This window comes from Streptomyces sp. JLYT201 (assembly GCF_059448825.1).
Genome location: NZ_CM182551.1, coordinates 4619043 through 4635478, shown reverse-complemented (window position 1 = coordinate 4635478; position 16436 = coordinate 4619043). Strand labels below are relative to the sequence as shown.

General features: G+C 69.8%; 18 protein-coding genes and 2 pseudogenes. 12 read left to right on the top strand and 8 right to left on the bottom strand.

The features are described from left to right. The first annotated feature begins 334 nt into the window (after positions 1-334). From AC5WAM_RS19015 to AC5WAM_RS18995, 5 genes and pseudogenes are all read left to right on the top strand, one after another. Positions 335-832, top strand: a complete 498-nt coding sequence (locus AC5WAM_RS19015; RefSeq protein WP_495523254.1) for an ANTAR domain-containing protein — start codon at positions 335-337, stop codon at positions 830-832. Positions 833-904: 72 nt separating this feature from the next. Then, positions 905-1696, top strand: a complete 792-nt coding sequence (locus AC5WAM_RS19010; protein ID WP_495523253.1) for a GAF and ANTAR domain-containing protein — start codon at positions 905-907, stop codon at positions 1694-1696. Positions 1697-1849: 153 nt separating this feature from the next. Continuing rightward, on the top strand, positions 1850-2227 hold the full coding sequence (locus AC5WAM_RS19005; protein WP_495523252.1) for an STAS domain-containing protein: 378 nt from the start codon (positions 1850-1852) through the stop codon (positions 2225-2227). 114 nt (positions 2228-2341) lie between these two features. Next, positions 2342-2386, top strand: a pseudogene (locus tag AC5WAM_RS19000) (hypothetical protein); the annotation flags it as partial. 22 nt (positions 2387-2408) lie between these two features. Continuing rightward, positions 2409-2579: a hypothetical protein gene (locus AC5WAM_RS18995; protein WP_495523792.1), complete on the top strand. Its 171-nt coding sequence runs from the start codon at positions 2409-2411 to the stop codon at positions 2577-2579. 10 nt (positions 2580-2589) lie between these two features. Here AC5WAM_RS18995 and AC5WAM_RS18990 read toward each other — a convergent pair whose 3' ends face one another. Together AC5WAM_RS18990 and AC5WAM_RS18985 are read right to left on the bottom strand one after the other, a co-directional pair. Then, complete coding sequence (locus AC5WAM_RS18990) at positions 2590-3126, bottom strand: NUDIX domain-containing protein (RefSeq protein WP_495523251.1); 537 nt, start codon at positions 3124-3126, stop codon at positions 2590-2592. 1 nt (position 3127) lies between these two features. Beyond that, positions 3128-4483: an NsdA family TPR-like regulatory protein gene (locus tag AC5WAM_RS18985; protein WP_495523250.1), complete on the bottom strand. Its 1356-nt coding sequence runs from the start codon at positions 4481-4483 to the stop codon at positions 3128-3130. Positions 4484-4714: 231 nt separating this feature from the next. Between AC5WAM_RS18985 and AC5WAM_RS18980 the strand changes: the two genes are divergently transcribed. The 4 genes from AC5WAM_RS18980 (at position 4715) to AC5WAM_RS18965 (ending at position 7757) form a co-directional block, all read left to right on the top strand. Continuing rightward, on the top strand, positions 4715-5473 hold the full coding sequence (locus tag AC5WAM_RS18980) for a hypothetical protein (RefSeq protein ID WP_495523249.1): 759 nt from the start codon (positions 4715-4717) through the stop codon (positions 5471-5473). Between the two features lie 72 nt (positions 5474-5545). Then, positions 5546-6457, top strand: coding sequence for a phosphotransferase family protein (locus AC5WAM_RS18975; RefSeq protein WP_495523248.1), 912 nt, complete (start codon positions 5546-5548; stop codon positions 6455-6457). Continuing rightward, on the top strand, positions 6458-7150 hold the full coding sequence (locus AC5WAM_RS18970) for a class I SAM-dependent methyltransferase (RefSeq protein ID WP_495523247.1): 693 nt from the start codon (positions 6458-6460) through the stop codon (positions 7148-7150). Between the two features lie 28 nt (positions 7151-7178). Then, positions 7179-7757 carry an HAD domain-containing protein gene (locus tag AC5WAM_RS18965; protein ID WP_495523246.1) on the top strand — a complete coding sequence of 193 codons (579 nt, stop codon included), beginning with the start codon at positions 7179-7181 and terminating at the stop codon, positions 7755-7757. A gap of 33 nt (positions 7758-7790) precedes the next feature. Here AC5WAM_RS18965 and AC5WAM_RS18960 read toward each other — a convergent pair whose 3' ends face one another. The 6 genes and pseudogenes from AC5WAM_RS18960 to AC5WAM_RS18935 all read right to left on the bottom strand — a co-directional run bounded on the left by AC5WAM_RS18960 (position 7791) and on the right by AC5WAM_RS18935 (position 13435). Further along, positions 7791-9488, bottom strand: a complete 1698-nt coding sequence (locus AC5WAM_RS18960) for a relaxase/mobilization nuclease domain-containing protein (RefSeq protein ID WP_495523245.1) — start codon at positions 9486-9488, stop codon at positions 7791-7793. Continuing rightward, on the bottom strand, positions 9485-10018 hold the full coding sequence (locus tag AC5WAM_RS18955) for a plasmid mobilization protein (RefSeq protein WP_495523244.1): 534 nt from the start codon (positions 10016-10018) through the stop codon (positions 9485-9487). The genes AC5WAM_RS18960 and AC5WAM_RS18955 overlap by 4 nt, the downstream gene beginning before the upstream one ends. A gap of 272 nt (positions 10019-10290) precedes the next feature. After that, positions 10291-11220 carry a DUF2637 domain-containing protein gene (locus AC5WAM_RS18950; RefSeq protein ID WP_495523243.1) on the bottom strand — a complete coding sequence of 310 codons (930 nt, stop codon included), beginning with the start codon at positions 11218-11220 and terminating at the stop codon, positions 10291-10293. Then, positions 11217-11495, bottom strand: coding sequence for a hypothetical protein (locus tag AC5WAM_RS18945; RefSeq protein ID WP_495523242.1), 279 nt, complete (start codon positions 11493-11495; stop codon positions 11217-11219). Before AC5WAM_RS18945 ends, AC5WAM_RS18950 begins: the two co-directional genes overlap by 4 nt. 296 nt (positions 11496-11791) lie before the next feature. Further along, the gene (locus AC5WAM_RS18940) at positions 11792-12517 is read right to left on the bottom strand and encodes an ATP-binding protein (protein WP_495523241.1); all 726 of its coding nucleotides are present in this window, start codon (positions 12515-12517) and stop codon (positions 11792-11794) included. Continuing rightward, positions 12514-13435 (bottom strand): annotated as a pseudogene (locus tag AC5WAM_RS18935) (hypothetical protein). The gene AC5WAM_RS18940 and the pseudogene AC5WAM_RS18935 overlap by 4 nt, the downstream one beginning before the upstream one ends. A 386-nt stretch (positions 13436-13821) precedes the next feature. Here AC5WAM_RS18935 and AC5WAM_RS18930 point away from each other — a divergent pair. The 3 genes from AC5WAM_RS18930 (at position 13822) to AC5WAM_RS18920 (ending at position 16371) form a co-directional block, all read left to right on the top strand. After that, the gene (locus AC5WAM_RS18930) at positions 13822-14337 is read left to right on the top strand and encodes a helix-turn-helix domain-containing protein (RefSeq protein ID WP_495523240.1); all 516 of its coding nucleotides are present in this window, start codon (positions 13822-13824) and stop codon (positions 14335-14337) included. A 128-nt stretch (positions 14338-14465) separates the two neighbouring features. Beyond that, positions 14466-14825, top strand: a complete 360-nt coding sequence (locus tag AC5WAM_RS18925; RefSeq protein WP_495523239.1) for a helix-turn-helix domain-containing protein — start codon at positions 14466-14468, stop codon at positions 14823-14825. A gap of 28 nt (positions 14826-14853) precedes the next feature. After that, entirely contained in the window at positions 14854-16371 is a 1518-nt protein-coding gene (locus tag AC5WAM_RS18920) for a LacI family DNA-binding transcriptional regulator (protein ID WP_495523238.1), read from the top strand. Positions 16372-16436: the final 65 nt, after the last annotated feature.

The window sequence follows — 16436 nt, the reverse complement described above, 5'->3', positions numbered from 1 at the left end:
CCCGCTGTTTGCGCTTCGGGTTCCGTCGCGGCCTCGGATGCTGCCGGACGGAGACCGATCATGTGTCGCTGGCTCGCCACGAACTTCCGTCATGACTGATGCCCGGGCTATCTACGTGCTGGAGCTCGTGTCCCGGGAGGCCGTGCGCCGGGGCGGCCGGGTGGACGTGCGCGGCAGCCGTGACAGCACTGCCGGTCGACGGGGCCGGGATATCGGCCAGGTCCAGCCCGGCGCTGCGCCATGTTCTGCACACCACCGACCGGATCAGCGGTGAGTTGGAGGAGTTGCAGCTGTCGCTGGGCGAGGGCCCGTGCGTGGATGCCATCACCTCGGAATGCCCGTGCTGTCCGGTGATCTTTCCGCCGCTGAGCTGCACGCGCGGTGGCCGGCGTTCGCGCCGTCAGCGTACGCGGCGGGTGCGAGTGCGCTCTTCGCGCTGCCACTGGCCGTTGGTGCCACCATGCCCGGGGTCCTTGACCTGTACTCCGTGCGCCCTGGCCTCCTGGACGACGAGGCGCTCGCCGATGCCCTCGCCTTCGCTGATGCGGCGACCACACTGATGCTCTTCTCTCCCGGCGACGTCGCCTGGCAGGGGCCGCGATCGAGCGCCATGCAGGAGGCGCTGGGCTTCGACCAGTACCGGGCGGAAGTCGACCAGGCTGTCGGGATGCTCACCGAACAACTGGGGGTAGGCGTCGAGGAGGCGGCTGTTCGGCTGCGTGCCTACGCCTACTCCCACTCGCTCAAGGTGGCCGACGTCGCCGTCGAGGTGGTCGCCCGCCGGCTTCGTTTCGAACCGGACGGAACCGCACGGCTCCGTGAAAAGGAGTGACCTCAGTGCACATCCCGCATTTCGGCACCGCGCGGCTGTCCGTGGCTGTGTCCGAGGCAGAAGGTGAACAGCATGGATGAGCGACGTCTGGCTCCGGCATTCGTCGAACTGGCCGACAACCTGGTCGACGACTTCGATCTCATCGAGTTTCTGGCCCTGCTGACGGACCGGTGCGTGACCGCACTGGAGGTCGCCGCCGCCGGCCTTCTGCTGGCCGACTCGCGCGAGACCCTGCGCGTGATGGCCGCGTCCAGCGAGGACGTACGCCTCATGGAGCTGTTGCAGGTGCAGAACGACCAAGGGCCCGGCCTGAGTTGCTTCCGCACCGGCCAGCCGGTCGTCGTCGCCGACCTGGCCGCGGAGTCCGATCGCTGGCCGCGCTTCGCCTCCGCTGCCCTCGACCGCGGCTTCACCGCTGTTCAGGCCCTTCCGATGCGCTTGCGTACGCAGACCATCGGTGCCCTCACTCTCTTCCACACCCGTGATCGCCCACGGGACCTCAAGGCCACCGAGTTGGCCCAGGCGCTGGCGGACGTGGCGACCATCAGCATCCTGCAGCAACGCATCGCCGACGATCAGGACCTGCTCACCCGGCAGCTGGAGAGTGCGCTCGGCACCCGCGTGGTGATCGAGCAGGCCAAGGGCAAGCTCGCCGAGCGCTACGACCTCGGCATGGACGAGGCGTTCACCCTGCTGCGGAACCATGCCCGCGCACACAACCGGCGTCTCACCGAGCTCTGCCGCGCCTTCATCAGCGGTACGGAACCTCTGTTCGCACGCCGCCCCGACCCTGCCTCCGCGGGCTCTGCCGGTGAGCCCCAAGGTGCGGCCACGCATCGCGGGGATCACGCGACCGGTTCCTGAAAGCACTCGGCCCTGCCGTGGGGCGATCGGTGCGCTTCTCCCGTCGGGGGTCCAGATGTGTATAGCGGAGATCAAGGACCAGACTGCACGCGCCACTGAACCGGTGTGACGGACATGGCCACGGACGGGAATCAGCGCGGGCAGGGTCTGCGCATGACTCTGCGCCGTACCCCCGTCACCCCCGACTACTACATGGTGCTGACGCTGGTGGGCGAGCTCGACACCGGCAGCATCCCCGCGTTCTGCGAACTGACGTCCAACGTGCTGGCCGAGGGCAGCCGCCACCTGACTCTGGAACTGTCCGCTGTGACCCGATGCGACAACGCCAGCTTCTACACACTCCTCGGGATCAGGCAGGCCATCCACCACGCGGGCGGCAGCCTCACCCTGGCCAACCTCAGTCAGCCCATCGTGTTCGCGTTGTCCCGAAGTGCCCTACGAGACCTGCTCCCCCTCCACGACCTGCATGTCCGACAACCGTCCCCGCGAGATCCCTCGCAAGCCGACATCCGCCCGGACTGCTCTGACTGAACGGCACCGTCCGGCGCAGGCGGCCAGGTCACGGTGAGAAGCCGTGGGGGCTTCGACGGCTACGGCACCGTGCTGTTGGGCAGTCCCATCTGGAACGTCCGCGCACCCAGGATCATGACGACGTTCACGGAGCGACTCGACTTCACCAGCAGGACCATCGTGCCCTTCACTCACCCACGCCATGAGCGGCCTCGGAACCACTGCGCGCGACTACGCGAGGAAGTCGATCAAGCCGATCGTGGCGTCAGAACGGGAACCGCGTCTCGACGCGGCCTGGTACAACCGAAATTCCGGTCCCGCCGACCACTTCCACCCGACGCTGGAGGACGGCCTGCGCCGCCTCGGGCACTGACCGCAAACGGCTACTGATCCCAGCCGTTCAGGGAGACCTCCGGGCCTCCGTCGAGGTAGCGGTGGAGGGCGCTCGCGGTGGTGTCCACGAACTGCTCAGGAATGGCGGCGGCGTCGACCCAGCGGACCTGGGCGTGCTTGCGTGGCTCGCGGTTCTCGGGCTCGCCGGTCCATTCATGGGCGACGAAGACGACGGTAAGGAAGCCGTTGGGGGCTTCAACTCCCCATGCTCCATGGATGATGTGGGCGACCTTCAGGGACTCGGCCTTCACCGTCAGGCCGGTCTCCTCGTACAGCTCGCGCACCGCGGTCTCGGTGATCGGCTCGCCAGGCTCGCTCTTACCGACGGGCAGGTCCCACATCCCCTGGGCGAACTTCGCGCTCTCGCTGCGCTGCAGGAGCACGACGCGGTTGGTGGCCTGGTCGTGGACGATGACGCCGGCGACCAGCAGAGTCATGGATTCGAGCGCGGGCTTGAGGGCTTTGGGCTGATCGTCGGTGGTCGGTTGAGCCACTGTGCGTCCCTTCATCGGCCGGTTGCTGGGCATGTTAGGCGAGTGCTTCGCGTGCACGGCGGGCGAGTTCGGTTGCCCCGGGTACCTTGCGGCGCTGGTAGATCGCGAGGGTGGACCGCAGTGCGGTGATCGCCTTGCGGGTGCGGTCGGAGGTCATGCCCTCCATGAGCGTCAGAGCCTGCGACCAGGCGGCTACGGCCTCGTCGGCGCGGGCCTGGGCGGCGAGGCTGTCGCCCAGGTCGGCGTACGTCAGGGCGTGGACGCGCTTGTACTTCACCGGATCCCAGCGGACCAGGGCGTCGCGGTGCTGCTGCTCGGTGCCGACGTGATCGGCGAGGTCGGTCAGGGTACGGGCGGTGTGGCTGGCCACGGTGCCGGCGGCCGGGCCGCTGACGCGGGAGTAGCTGGGCTGGGGGCCGTCGTCGCGCAGGAGGGCGTCTTCGGCGGCGAGCAGGGCGCGTGCGGCAGCGGGCTTCTCGTCGGTGGCCGCGTAGGCGCGAGCGTGCGTGATGTGAAGCAGGGCCTCCGTCTGGCCGTCGATGTGACCGGTGCCCTGGGCGAGAGCTGCTTCGGCGAGGTCGATGCAGTGGTGGGGTTGCTTCAGGCTGAGCGCCTGGTGGGCGAGCGCGCGCATCATCCAGGCGGCGTGGCCGTGCGGGTCTGCTTCGCAGGCGAGCTGGTAGCCGACTTGGTAGTAGCGCTGGGCGGCGCCTTCCTGACCGAGGTCGTGGTGCTTCCAGCCTGCCAGGTAGGCGAGTTCGGCGACGGCGCCGAAGGCTGCACGGCGTAACGGCTCGGTGGTGAAGCGTCCGCGGAGCATAGGGGCGGCGGTGTCGGCGAGGTAGGCGGTGACGGTGGTCAGACCGTGGCCGCCGCCGAGGCGTTCGTCGGCTGCGCTGAAGGCTGCGGTGATCTGACGTACGACGTCCACGTCCTCCGCGCCGACCAGCGTGGCGCCGGCACGGGCGCGGAGCATGCGGGCGGTGGCCTCGTGGTCGTACGCGAGCGGCATGGCGACGCCCGCGGTGGTGAAGGTGGCAACCGCGAGGAAGTGTTGGCGCTCGACGTCCGCGCGGCCCAGATCGGTCACCGCCAGGACCGGGTCGCCCTCGTCCTGTTCGTTGCTGTCAGACGTGCCCAAACCGATCTCGGCCAGGGTGACGATGTGGTCTGCTCGGCGGGTCAGCGCCTCGGCGAGGTACCGGCCGGTCCGGCCACTGGGCTGGCGGGTGCCGTTCACCCAGTGGGAGATCGCTGACTTGTTGGTCTGGGTGATCTCCCCGTTCTCGGCGGCGATGCGCCGCACATCCTTCGCCAGCACCTCGTACGTGCAGCCGATGGTGTCGATGACCTCGCGCAGGCGGGAGTTGGGGGCTCTCTGCGCCGCCACGATCGCCTCCACATCTGGGGCTGTAAACCGCGTATACCGCTTCGACTGCCCTTCACCGTACCCACTGTGCGTGATGGCGTGTTCACTAATCATCAGCCGCCCGGAACGGTTCCAGGTCCGACCGTGAATCCAGGCTCCCCACTTGGCCGGGCGGCTCCCACGTTCCGTACACCCGCTTCGGGTTCGGGCATTCCTGTGCCCGGACCCGGCCGAACAGAGACGGAGACCCCGGTGACCACCGCCGACAGCGCAACCCGCACGGCCATCACGGTCGAACTCCCCGAGGCTTTCGACGAGCGCTGGAGCCGCCTGCCCGGCATCCAGGTCGAGGGCCGGCGCATCACCATCGACGCGGCCGAGTACTTCTTCCGCTTCGAGTCCAACAGCTGGCTCGTCGCCGACTGGGAGCTGGTCAAGTCCCAGCTCCTGGAGGTGGACGAGACGACCGAGAGCGCCGTCGAGCAGCTCGCGCTCGACTTCATCAAGCAGCACAGCGAGTCCACCTCCGACGCGGCCCGTGTGCTGGCCGTCGCGTACGAGGTGTACGCCTACCTGTTCCGCGAGGAGCACCTCGCCTCGCTCGGGCTGCCGCAGATCACCGCCGAACATCTGAGGATGCTGCGCGAGGCGGCCACGCTGATGGCGCTGAACAAGGTCGAGCTGGACGGGCACATCTCCAACGTCGGCCCGTGCTGGTTCTTCCCCGCCGCCACCTCCGTCGTCTTCGACCTGGACGTCGAGATGGGCGGCCTGCTGGACGAGGTCTACCACGGCGGCTGGTTCAACGAGCACCGCCGCATCGAGTCCATCAAGGCCCACGCCGCGCTCGGCGGACGGCTCGTGCACGGCTGCCAGTCCGTGCCGGATCAGTCCGGTGGGATCGTCGCGCCCTACGGTGCGTCGATGGCCAACTTCCGTGACGACCTTGCCGAGTTCAAGGCCGGATGGATCGAGCAGGTCTACGCCCACCGGGTAGCCCCCGCCGCATAGCCCGTACGCCCGGCTCCGGGGCGGGCCGGCACTCTCGCCCGCCCCGGACGCCTTCAACCACAGGAGACCCTGATGGACGCGAACCTCAACGCCGAACTATTGGACAATGTACTGACCGTCACCGGCCAGTCCGCCGTAGCGCGCGACGAGGTGCGCGTCTGGTCCATGTCCGGCGTCGAACGACTGACCTTCCCCGACGGCGCCACCGCCATCTTCAAGTACGCCAAGAAGCCCTTCGACAGCGAGGACCAAGCCCTCCGCCTCGCCCACACCCTCGGTGTCCCGGTCCCGAAGGTCCACGCTGCCGCCGTACTGGACGGCTGGCTGGGAATGCTGCTGGAAGACCTCGGCACCCCCATCCGTGACGCCGATGACCTCGACGGCGCCGCCGCAGCCGTGGTCCTGCACCGCACACGTAGCGCGCCGGCCCTGCCCCTCTTCGACCAGGAAGCCCTGCGGTCCCTGCCCAGCCGCGCACTGGACCACCTCGACCAGCTCCGGAAGGCCGAGCGGTGGCAGGATGCGGACGACGTTGAGGGCGCGCTCGACCGGCTGGTTCAGGCAGCCGAGGCACGCTCGGCCGGGGCGATGACGGAGCCGTTCGGCTGGGTGCACTCCGAGTTCCACCCCACCAGCCTCCACATCGGCCAACGCGGCTGGCGGCTCCTGGACTTCGCCCGCGCCTTCACCGGCCCTGGCCTACTCGACCTCGCCAGCTGGCACGGCACCCTCGAGGAGCCCGACCCCGCACGTCTGCGGGTCTTTCTGGAGACGTATGTCGCCGAAGGCGGCACTCCCGATGCCCTAGCCGAGCGTGGTGGTCTCCCCGCTGAGAAGTGGGCGCTGGGCTGGCACCGAGTGTGGGCGGTGGAGTGGTTCATGGAGCAGGCCATCCGCTGGATCAACGACCCGGCCACCGACCCCGCGTACATCAAGGTCGTACGTCGCCATCTCACCGATGCCCTCCGGCTCCTGGAGGTCTAGATGTCGCTCGCTCAGGCGTCGCCCTGGCATGCACACGCACTCCAGCGCACCGCTCGCCCCGCCGAAGCACTCCCCGTGCCGGTCCGTATGGAATGGACCACCAGGCCCGGCAGCGGCCCCGGCGCCGAGATACTCGGCCCCGACCTGGCAGGGAAGCGGCTGCTCGAACTCGGCTGCGGCCCAGGCCACAACGCCGCCCACCTCGCCACCCGGCACGGAGCCCACGTCACCGGCCTCGACCTCGTCGGCCTGCAAGTGCGCCGAGCCCGCTCCCACTACGGACGGCTCGGCAACCTCACCTTCGTCGCAGGCCACGCCTTGCACTACCTGCAAGCCAGCGACGAGCGGTTCGACGCCATCTACTCGGTCTTCGGCGCCATCGGCCTGGTCACACCCGAGCTCCTGCTCCCGGCGATAGCCCAGCACGTGAAGCCCGGCCGGATCCTGGCCTTCACGGTGCCCCACCCCGAGCGTGGGGGCCGCCGTCCCTCAGCGGACGATCGGCCACGACGTGATCACGTGATGCTCCCGGATCGCACCCGACTCCCTGTCGCTCGATGGGACTTCGACGCCGGCCGTTGGGAGACACATCTCTCCCGTGCGGGCTTCTGGCTCACCTCGGCTCAGGAATTCCACGACGCCCGCCACGGCCGCTGGCCCACCACCTTGCTGATCACCGCCCGCAAGCTCTGACCCCTGCTCCAGCCCTCTGGAGGAACCGATGCGTCAGCCCTACCTGCTCCTCGACATAGACGGCGTCCTCATACCGTTCCCGCGCGACGACGGGACCACTCCGGCCACTCACGCAAGGCACGACGTCGTTCCCGCCGGTCGAAGCGCTGACGACCCCGTTGCCGTCTGGCTCAACCCCGACCACGGCCACCTGCTCATGGACGTGTTCCGAAACGGAACGGTCAGCCCGGTCTGGTGCACCAGCTGGCGCCGGGACGCCACCACTCTGATCGGCCCGCTCCTGGGCCTCCCGCCTCTGCCGTACGTCGACCTGCCGCGCCCGCAGATCACCACCAGCCACCCGAACGGCTACCTGTGGAAGCGGGATTACGTCGACACGTGGCTGGGCGATGCACCCGCGATCTGGATCGACGACGACTTCACCGGCCTCGACCACACATGGGCCGCCGAACGCACCGCCCGTGGCACGGCGACCCTCCTCATCCAGCCCGACCCGCTCGTCGGGCTGCAGGTCGAGCACCTGGCCCAAGCCACCGTGTGGGCAGAGCGGTTGTCCGGAGTCGGGACAAGCGCACCCGGCGCCGCACCTGGAGTCGAAGCCGCATAGCGACGAATCCAGGTGCAGCGCACGGAGGCAGTATCAGCGTCGCCGAGCCTGCGACGGCGGTGGCGGTGCCGGTGTGGCCGGAGTAGCCAGTGGTGAAGACACTGGCACGCTCGGACGGCGTGCCGCACTCTGTGCTTGTGCCTCACGAGCGCGGTTGCTGGGCGTCGGCCTCGTGCTGAGGCGTTCGACGCGCCAGGTCAGGACTCGCGCGGGTCGGTGGGCATCGTCCAGAGCACGTTGGTCGGCGGCCTGCTGCAGGAGCTGCTTCGGGTCATGTCCGGCCTTCTCGGCGTCCGCGAGCACGGCTGCGAGTGCGTCGAAGGCCGGATCCTCCAGTACCTGTTCCGCGTGATCGGGCACTGTCTGCCGGATGAGGAGGATGTGCCGCTCCACTACCTGCGTGGGTGGCCGGCGCTGGGCGAGCACTGTCAGCGGTGCGGTGGCTGTCTGCTCGTAGGCGGCCTGCAGATGGACCAGGGTCTGGTGGGCTGCGGCCACCTGCTGGTCGTGATGGCGGAGCTGGTGCCAGCGGGCGACGGCGATGACGGCGAGGATCGCCGCGTCGAGGAACATGGCCAGTAGGGCCCCGTCCTTGGGGGCGGGCTCACGGACCATGGCTCGTACGGCACCGCGTAGGGCGCGGGCGTGATGGTGCTCGGCCTGGATGCGGGAGCGGGTAGCACGTTCGAACGCCTCGGCTGCCTGACGGAGTTGAGGTCGAATCGCCTGGGGTGCGCGAAGGGGCAGGGCGTCGAGGGCTTCGCCGAAGGCGGCCAGGTGTGCCTGAGCCGCTGCGTCCTCGCCGTGCTCAAGGCGGTTGGGTACGCGTTCCGTGGCGGCGGTGGCTTGGTGCCATGGGTTGGTCTTGCGTGGGCCTTGCTTCGGTTCGGTGGCGTCGAGGCGCTTTCGGATCTTGGGGAAGGACAGGTCCGGGGAGAGTTCGGAGCCTGAGTACCAGATCGGCTCCTGCTTGCCGTTCACGTCGCCCTGGAGAGCGACGGTGTAGCCGCGCACGTCCCCGGACGGGAAGTGCTTGACGTCGACGAGGACGCCGTCGGTGTGCTCCAGCAGGTAGATGAACTCCTCGGTGCTGGTGGCGGCGGCCACGGCGGTACGCACTGTGGTGCGCAGGTGTTCGCGGGCGGTGCGGGCCTGGCCGGCACGCTTGGCCTTCTCCTGCTCGGCGCGGGTGGGGCGTTTGGCGGCGGTGCGGTCCCCGCGCACGATCTGGAACAGGCCGTACTCCTTCTCGATGGCAGCGAGTTCACGGTCGGCGTTGAGGTAGTCGTTCCAGTGGCGTGCCGTGCGCAGGTCGGCGCGGACGGTGGTGGAGGCGATGTGGATGTGGTCGTCGGCGTGGCGGACGGCGACCCAGCGGCAGCCGTCCGGATCACCTTCCGGAGCGATGCCGGTGGCGGCGACAACGCGGCGGGCGACGTCGCCCCACTCCTCGTCACTCAGGATGCGGTCGGTCTTGGCGGCGCGGACCGAGCAGTGCCACACGTGCCTCTCGGGCGCACGGCCGAGCCGCTCGGCCTGCTTGACGTGCAGGTCGAGGTCGGCGACGAGAGCCCGCTTCGTGGCGTCGAAGTCGTCGGCGCGGCCGGGGTCGGGGGCGAAGCCATCCCAGGAGGCGACCAGGTGCGGGTCGGTGTGGCCCTTCTTCTTCGTGTTGTACAGGTAGCGGATCAAGTTGGCGGTGTCCTGGCCGCCGGTGATCTTCGCGATCATCGGGCCGCCTTGTGGCTGACGGCCTGATTCGCGGCTGCCGCGATGTGGCGCACGGTCTCACCGACCGCGTCCAGGGTGCGGTCGGTCTGGGCGAGGATGGTGCTGTCCCCAGGGTGTGGATGGCCGCCGGAGTTGAGCTTCTTGGCGATCTGGTTGACGTTGCGGCCAATGGTGGCGACCTGCTGGCGCAGGGCGTTGAGCTCGTCGATGTAGTCGTCCAGCTGGGTGCGCTGGCCGGGCACGGTGAGGTCACCTTCAACATGGGCCAGGGTGACGGCGGCGACGTAATGGGCACCGCTGAGGTTCAGTGACGTGGCCTTGGCGCGGATGGCGGCCCTCTCCTCAACGCTGTAGCGGGCATCGACCCGCTTCTTACGCCGGCCGCTGGGGTCGGGCTTGCGACGTTGGGCGACACGGTGCAGGGCGGCTGCTTCGGCGGCGCGCGGCAGGGGCACGGCGGCAGCGGCGGGATCGGCGTCGGCGGGCTGCTTCTCCTCGGGCACCCCCTGGTGCCCGAGTGCCTCCGCCACCCCCGGGGCGGAGGCTTCTCCGTGGGACCGGCCTGTGGACGGTCCAGCGGGATACCTTGCTGACGCGGTGGCGGGGGTGGTGGTCATCTCCTGCTGGGGGACGGGGAGTTCGGGGTGCTGATCGTGCATGGAGTGTGTCTCCGTGGTGGGTGGGGTGGTGATGTGCTGTGGGAAGGGGCTGTGCGCGCGGATGCGAGGGCGTGTGCCGGAATTGATTCCGGCACACGCCCACGGCATTCCGGTACGGCCTTCGGGCGTAAGGCCCCCTACCGCTAGTGGCTGGTGGCGCCCTGCGGGATTCGGACGGCATCGCTGTCGGCCTTGAGGGCGTCGAGGATCGCCGCGCCCCGGTGGTTGGCAGCCTTGCGGTTGCGCCTCTTGAGCTCTGCGCGCATGTCCGCGACGGAGGGCAATCCGGTGCCGTCGGCGAGGTCCAGGGCGATGGCCCGCAGCTCGGCATCGGTCAGGTCGGGCTTGCGCCCGGGGGAGCCGCCCTTCCCCTTCCCTGGCTGCTTCCGTTCCGGTTTCACCGGCGGATTCCTGTCCCCCTCGGGCCGTTCCGGAACGTTGTGGGCCAGATCCTCGCTGCGTCGACCGCTGGGGGCGTCTTCCGGTTCGGGATCGCGTGCCGGATGCGTTTGGTCATGGGAACGCGGACCGGTACCGGAAGCCGACTCCTGCGGCGTTCCGGATGCGGCGGCCGGTGGATCGACGGGGCCGTTGGGATCAGTGACCGGTGCTTCCTGCGCCAGAGTGGAGACCGGATCCGCGTGGTCGGTGGGACGCTCGACGAGCTGGTGGATCTGGCGCATCAGTACGGCGAAGGCCAGCATCGCGGCGAGTGGTGGCACTGCGGCGACCACGTAGTCGAGCAGGGACACGGTACTGGGGCTGCTTGTGCCGCTGACCCCGGCCACGTTCAGGGCGATGGAGCCGACCGAGCCGATCACGGTCACGGCGATGGCCCATCGGTCGGTGACCCGGCGCAGGCCCGCGCGGAGCATGAGCAGTTCGCCGACGACGATGAACGCGTCCAGGGTGGCAGGCCATGCCCAGCGGCGGACCGGTGAGCTTCCCAGCCCGTGCTGGCCGGCGACGTCGGCCAGGTGCGCGTAGGAGAGCCAAAAGGCTCCGGCGGTAAGGACGACGATGACGGCGCCCGCCGCCATGAGGGCAGCCCGCTCGGCGGCGTGCTTGGTCATCGCTTCCCGCCCATCGCCGTGACGCGCACGCTCGTGATCCATACGAGCCGGGGGTCCAGGAGCGTGCCGGGGCGCCAGTCGATGTCGGGCCGGGCGAAGGCGGGTGGGGTGATGGCGGAGAGGGCTCCGGCGGCGGCGCCGGAGGGGAGGGCGAATCCGACTCCGGCGGCGGCGCCGGAGGGGAGGGCGAATCCGACTCCGGCGAGTGGGGTGGCGCCGCTGCGGACGGATCGGCTGCCGCGTGTGACGGGGGGTATCGGGGCGGGGGAGTGCAAGGCGGAGGGCTCCAGGGTGGTGCGGTGGGGCTTGTGGAGTGGGGGTGAAGGGTGTTCACGGAGGGGGCGTTCACGCGGGCCCCTTCCAAAGAGGGCCCGCGCGTGTACGCCTGGGCCCGTGGGCGGCGTGGACGCTCGCGTGATCGCTTCACGCGGGCCGGTAGGGGCTCAACCGGCGGCGGTGAGGCTGGGGCGGTGGCGTAGGAGCGGCTCTGCTGGCCCGCTCCGGCTCCACCGGCGTCAGCCTTGGCGGCCAAGCGCCGTCGGCGAGGCGGGCCAGGCAGCGCGAGGGCCTGTTAATACCCGTGTGGGGCGGTGCCGGTGCTGCGCCTGCGGTCGGGGCCGTCGAGGATGACGCGGCGGGTCATCTCGGCGAGGCGGGAGGCGACGCGGTCGCCGACGGCGGTGCGCAGGTCGGCGATGGGGAGATTGGTGGTGATGAGGGTGGGCAGCTCGTGGACGTACCGGTGGTCGATGAGACGGTAGGTCAGCTCCTCGGTCCACTCCGACGCCTTGGCGGCGCCGAGGTCGTCGAGGAGCAGCAGCGGGCTGTGGGCCAGTTCCTGGAAGCGGCGTTCGCCGTCGTGGCCCTGGCGCGGGCGCACGGTGGCGTGCAGTTCGGCGGTGGTGATGGCCTCCCAGCGCAGCCGGACCCCGGCGCCGAGCAGAGAGCGGATGGCGCCGTACGCCTGGTAGGTCTTGCCGGTGCCGGTCGGGCCCGCGATCAGCAGCGAGGGCCCGTACGCGATGCCCGGTGCGCCGCCCGGCCCCGGCCGTCCGGCAGCCGCGATCTCCTCGACCCAGGCCGACACGTGGGCGTGGTCGGCCAGGGCGTCGCGGTAGCGGCGCGGGATACGGGCGGCGGCCAGCTCGAGCGCGGTCACCGGCTCCGGCGACGGCGCCGCGTCGACCATCGTGGTGGGGTCGATGTCGCGGGCGGCCAGGATCGCCTCCAACTTGGCCACGGCGCCGCCCAGCGGGCGCGGCTCGCGGACAGAGGTCGCAGAGGTTGTCGTGGTCACAACTCACCCCCGTACGCGGCCTGCGCGTCGACCGGGTTGGTCCACGGCCGGTGCCCTGCGGACGTGCCGCTCGGCGTGGGCGGGTTCATGGCCTCGTTGACCAGGCTCGGCAGCACGCTGGGGTGCAGGCCCTTGGCACGCAGCCGCTCGAGACCGGCGCGCACGTGCGCAGGGTCGATGCCTTCGGCGAGCAGCCGGGCGGTCTCCTTGCCGAGATGCCCTAGGAAGCCTGTGGGCGGTCGGTTGGCGCATGCGGCGGCGTACTCGGCGATGAGCGCCTTGGTCGAGACGGACTCGGGTGCGGGGGGCGCTCGCGTCCCCCACCGGAGGTGATCCTAGATCCAGGATCCTAGGTCCTAGATCCGGACCATGAGGGCTCACGGAGTCCTCCGTGAGCCCTCCCGGAATCCTCCGTGATGCCTCACTGAAACCCTCCTGACCCGCGGGTTCGCCGTTCTTCAGCGAAGGCTCCCGCAGAGTGCGTGAGTCCTCAGCGAGGACTCCGGGAGGGCTCACTGAAGGCTCCGTGAGTTCTCCGTGAGGGCTCCCATCAGGCTGCGCGGGCCGTCCGCCCTCATGGTGCGGGCAGGCGGGGCAGCGGCTGCCGCTGGGCCGATTGATCTTCTGGTGCTTGGCCCAGGTGACGATGTGCAGATAGTTCTTGCCGTCGTCGCCCTGGTAGCGGCAGATCAGCCCGGCTCCGGCGAGCTGAGTGAGGTCGTCCTCGACCGCGAGCGGGCCGTGCTCGGGGCGCAGTGCCCACAGGGCACCGGTGATGACGGCGGCCTGGTCGCGGAAGCGGCCGTGGTCGTCGGCCTGGGTGAGGAGCCCGAAGAAGGTCCGTTCCGCGGAGATCGAGACCTGGGCCAGCGACTCCGAGGTGAAGGCTTCCGGCTTGATGGTGCGTATCCGTGCCATGTCTATCGCCCCGCCTTCGCCGCCGACGGTGCGGCGGGCATCGGGTGGGCGGTGACGTGCGGGGATGGCGTTTTCAGTTGGGCATCGGCCATACTGGGCATCAGCTCCTCTGCTCGCGGGCCATATGGGACGGCAATCCCGGACTCCGCGGGTCGATCGCTAGGGATGGCGGTTGAGAGGTTTGCGCTTGAGCCCCCGGCATCGCCGGGGGCTTCTTTCATGTGACGTGCGGTCGTGCGGGGCTCCTCGGGTTGGTGGGGTGGGTGCCACCAGTATGCCACATGAATTGCAGATCGCAGCAGTGTTTTTCATCTCGCAGTGAAGATGCTACTGTTTAGGTCGTGCCGCAAACTGCAGTGCGTCGCTACGAACGGAAGGAGGTGGCGGTGGCGGAGGAAGAAGCGTCCGAGGGCGTCCTGCTCAGCGGCGAGGCGAACGTCGCAACCCGCATCAGGGTGGAGCGCGAGGCGCGCGGCTGGAGCACCAACGCCCTGTCCGACCGGCTCAACGAGGCCGGCTTCGAGATGAACCCGTCCGCGGTCTGGCGGATCGAAAACGGGAAGCGCCGCATCAACCTCGACGACGCCATCGGCTTCGCCGAGGTCTTCGGCATCGACCTGCGCAACCTCGTCGGGCCGCCCCAGCTGGCGGCCAAGGCCCGTGCCATGGAGCTCATCGACGAGGTCGTGGACGCGTTCCGCGTGACGCAGAGAGCCAACATGGCCTTCGCAGAGGCACGCGACGCGCTCGACGCCTACCTCGCCGAGCACCCCGACATCCGCGAAGAAGCCGACCTCATGGTCCAGAGCGCCATCGCGGAGGAGGCCAACAAGACCATGCTGAAGATGCACGGTCCTCCGCCCGGCGAGCACGGTGATACCGGCTCCGTCGCCGAGGCATAGCCTCCGGTTCCTGCTTCCGCCCTGGGTCCGCAAACCCCCAGCGTGGGAGCTTCACCTTCATCCCTAGCGATCGACCGGCGGGTCGGCATTGCCGTGCCACATGCCCGCCAGAAGAGGACTCACCCCCCTTGCATCAACCCGCAATATCCCCTGCCTCCACACATCTTCCGCGCCTCTACCTTCCCGAGGAGGTCGCCGAGGTCCTCGGCTGCTCCGCCTGGTGGGTCAAGGACCGCGCCCGCCGCCGCCTGATCCCGTACACGCGGGTCGGCCGTGCCTACCGCTTCACCGGCGACCACCTTGCGGAGATCATCCGCATGCACGAGGCCCACCCGGCTGCCCCTCAGCAGCAGGCTGCGGCTGCCCGCGCTCCCAAGACGCCACCCCCTCCCCCTTCCACGTCGCCTGCCGCGTCCGCGCCCATGGCTCGCCTGCGCGCCCGGCCTCCGCGCCGAGTCCGCCAAGGCCAGTTCGGGACCGCCGCCTAGCCGACGACACGGGAAAGGGGACGAATACGTGGGTTTCGCGGAGAAGCGCGGAAACTACTGGCGCGGTCGCTACAAGATCGCGCCTGGCAGGCACCTGACGGTCGTCGACGAGAACGGCAAGGCGCTCAAGTTCGCCACCAAGGGCGAGGCCCAGCGCGCCGCCAGCGAGGCGGAGAACAAGTACCGGCGCGGCGACTGGCGCGACCCGGCGCTCGGCCAGGAGACCTTCGGCGAGTACGCGAGCCGCTGGTACGCCGCCCAGGACCTGGCTGCCTCGACGATGCAGAACTACAAGCGCCACATCGAGGAGCACCTGCTCCCCGAGTTCGAGGACAAGGCGCTCGCGGGCATCCTGCGCACGGACGTCGAGCTGTGGGAGAAGAAGGAGCGGGCCGCGTACGCGGCCTCCAGCGTCAAGACCTGGCGCTCCACGCTCCACCTGATCTTCGAGGACGCGATCGACGAGGGTCTGATCACGTCCAACCCGGCGGCCAGGCGGCGCGGCAGAGGCAAGCGCGCCGGGCGCTCCCGCGACCGCGGCCCGGAGAAGGTCGTCACTGACGCGCTCGGCATCCTTCTGACCGCCGAGAGGGCCGCCCTGCTCTCCGGCCGCGACGACGAGTTCGTCGCCACGGTCCTCAAGGGCTACACCGGCAAGCGCTGGGGCGAAATCGTCGGCCTGGAAACGGAGTTCGTACGCCCCGGTGCATTCCGCGTCGAGTGGCAGCTGTACGAGCTGGACACCGGCGAACTGGTCCGCTGTCCGCCCAAGGACGACAGCTACCGCACCATCGACGCGATGGACTGGCTGTCCGCGTTGGTCGCCAACCACATCGCCCGCACGAAGCCGACGCCCTGCCCCTGCCACGGCAGGACGTACGTCTTCCGAGGCCAGGGGGCGGCCCGTAGCGTAGGCCACCAGGGCGCGAAGCTCGTCGACGTCGCACGCCGTGCCGACGTCTCCACGGGTACGGTGTCCAACGTCCTCAACCACCCCGACCGTGTAAGGGAGGACACCCGGGTCCGCGTCGAGCAGGCGGTCGCCGAGCTCGGATTCGTGCGCGGCGGCACGACCACCGAGCACGCGGCCCACTGGCGCCGCAACGGCTTCGCCACCTGGCTGTTCACCCCGGCGGCCTCCGGCTGGTACCCGAAGAAGGCACCCCAGGAGGCCCGCCCCGTGCCGATCCTCGGCGAGCCGTGGCCCGGAATCCCGGCCCGAGGCCGCGGCGCCGCCGACCGGGCCAACGCCTGCTGGCTCCCGATCGCCAAGGGCCTCACACCCCACGGCCTACGCCACACCCACCGGACGATGATGGAGGACCTCGGCACCGAGAAGGTCCTCATGGACGAGCGCATGGGCCACCTCGACGGTTCCGTCTCCGCGCGCTACGCCCATGTCACTCCCGGCATGCGCAAGCGCCTCATGCTCGGCCTGACCGAGCAGTGGGAGGCGGCACTCGACGCCCGGCTGGCCATGTGCCCGGCGTCTCCAGTGCGCGTGCTCAATGACCTCCTGCGCGCACGTGCAGCCGCCCTCGGGTAGCGGTTCCTGGGGAGTCGGGATAGACCTGGGTTTCCCCTGTGGACGGTGTTTCCGGACGTTCTGGG

Bases quoted from the DNA above. Each gene is read 5' to 3' on its own strand.
- AC5WAM_RS19015 (WP_495523254.1), top strand. From the start codon at position 335: ATGCCCGTGCTGTCCGGTGATCTTTCCGCCGCTGAGCTGCACGCGCGG.
- AC5WAM_RS19010 (WP_495523253.1), top strand. From the start codon at position 905: ATGGATGAGCGACGTCTGGCTCCGGCATTCGTCGAACTGGCCGACAAC.
- AC5WAM_RS19005 (WP_495523252.1), top strand. From the start codon at position 1,850: ATGACTCTGCGCCGTACCCCCGTCACCCCCGACTACTACATGGTGCTG.
- AC5WAM_RS18995 (WP_495523792.1), top strand. From the start codon at position 2,409: ATGAGCGGCCTCGGAACCACTGCGCGCGACTACGCGAGGAAGTCGATC.
- AC5WAM_RS18990 (WP_495523251.1), bottom strand. From the start codon at position 3,126: ATGCCCAGCAACCGGCCGATGAAGGGACGCACAGTGGCTCAACCGACC.
- AC5WAM_RS18975 (WP_495523248.1), top strand. From the start codon at position 5,546: ATGGACGCGAACCTCAACGCCGAACTATTGGACAATGTACTGACCGTC.
- AC5WAM_RS18970 (WP_495523247.1), top strand. From the start codon at position 6,458: ATGTCGCTCGCTCAGGCGTCGCCCTGGCATGCACACGCACTCCAGCGC.
- AC5WAM_RS18965 (WP_495523246.1), top strand. From the start codon at position 7,179: ATGCGTCAGCCCTACCTGCTCCTCGACATAGACGGCGTCCTCATACCG.
- AC5WAM_RS18960 (WP_495523245.1), bottom strand. From the start codon at position 9,488: ATGATCGCGAAGATCACCGGCGGCCAGGACACCGCCAACTTGATCCGC.
- AC5WAM_RS18950 (WP_495523243.1), bottom strand. From the start codon at position 11,220: ATGACCAAGCACGCCGCCGAGCGGGCTGCCCTCATGGCGGCGGGCGCC.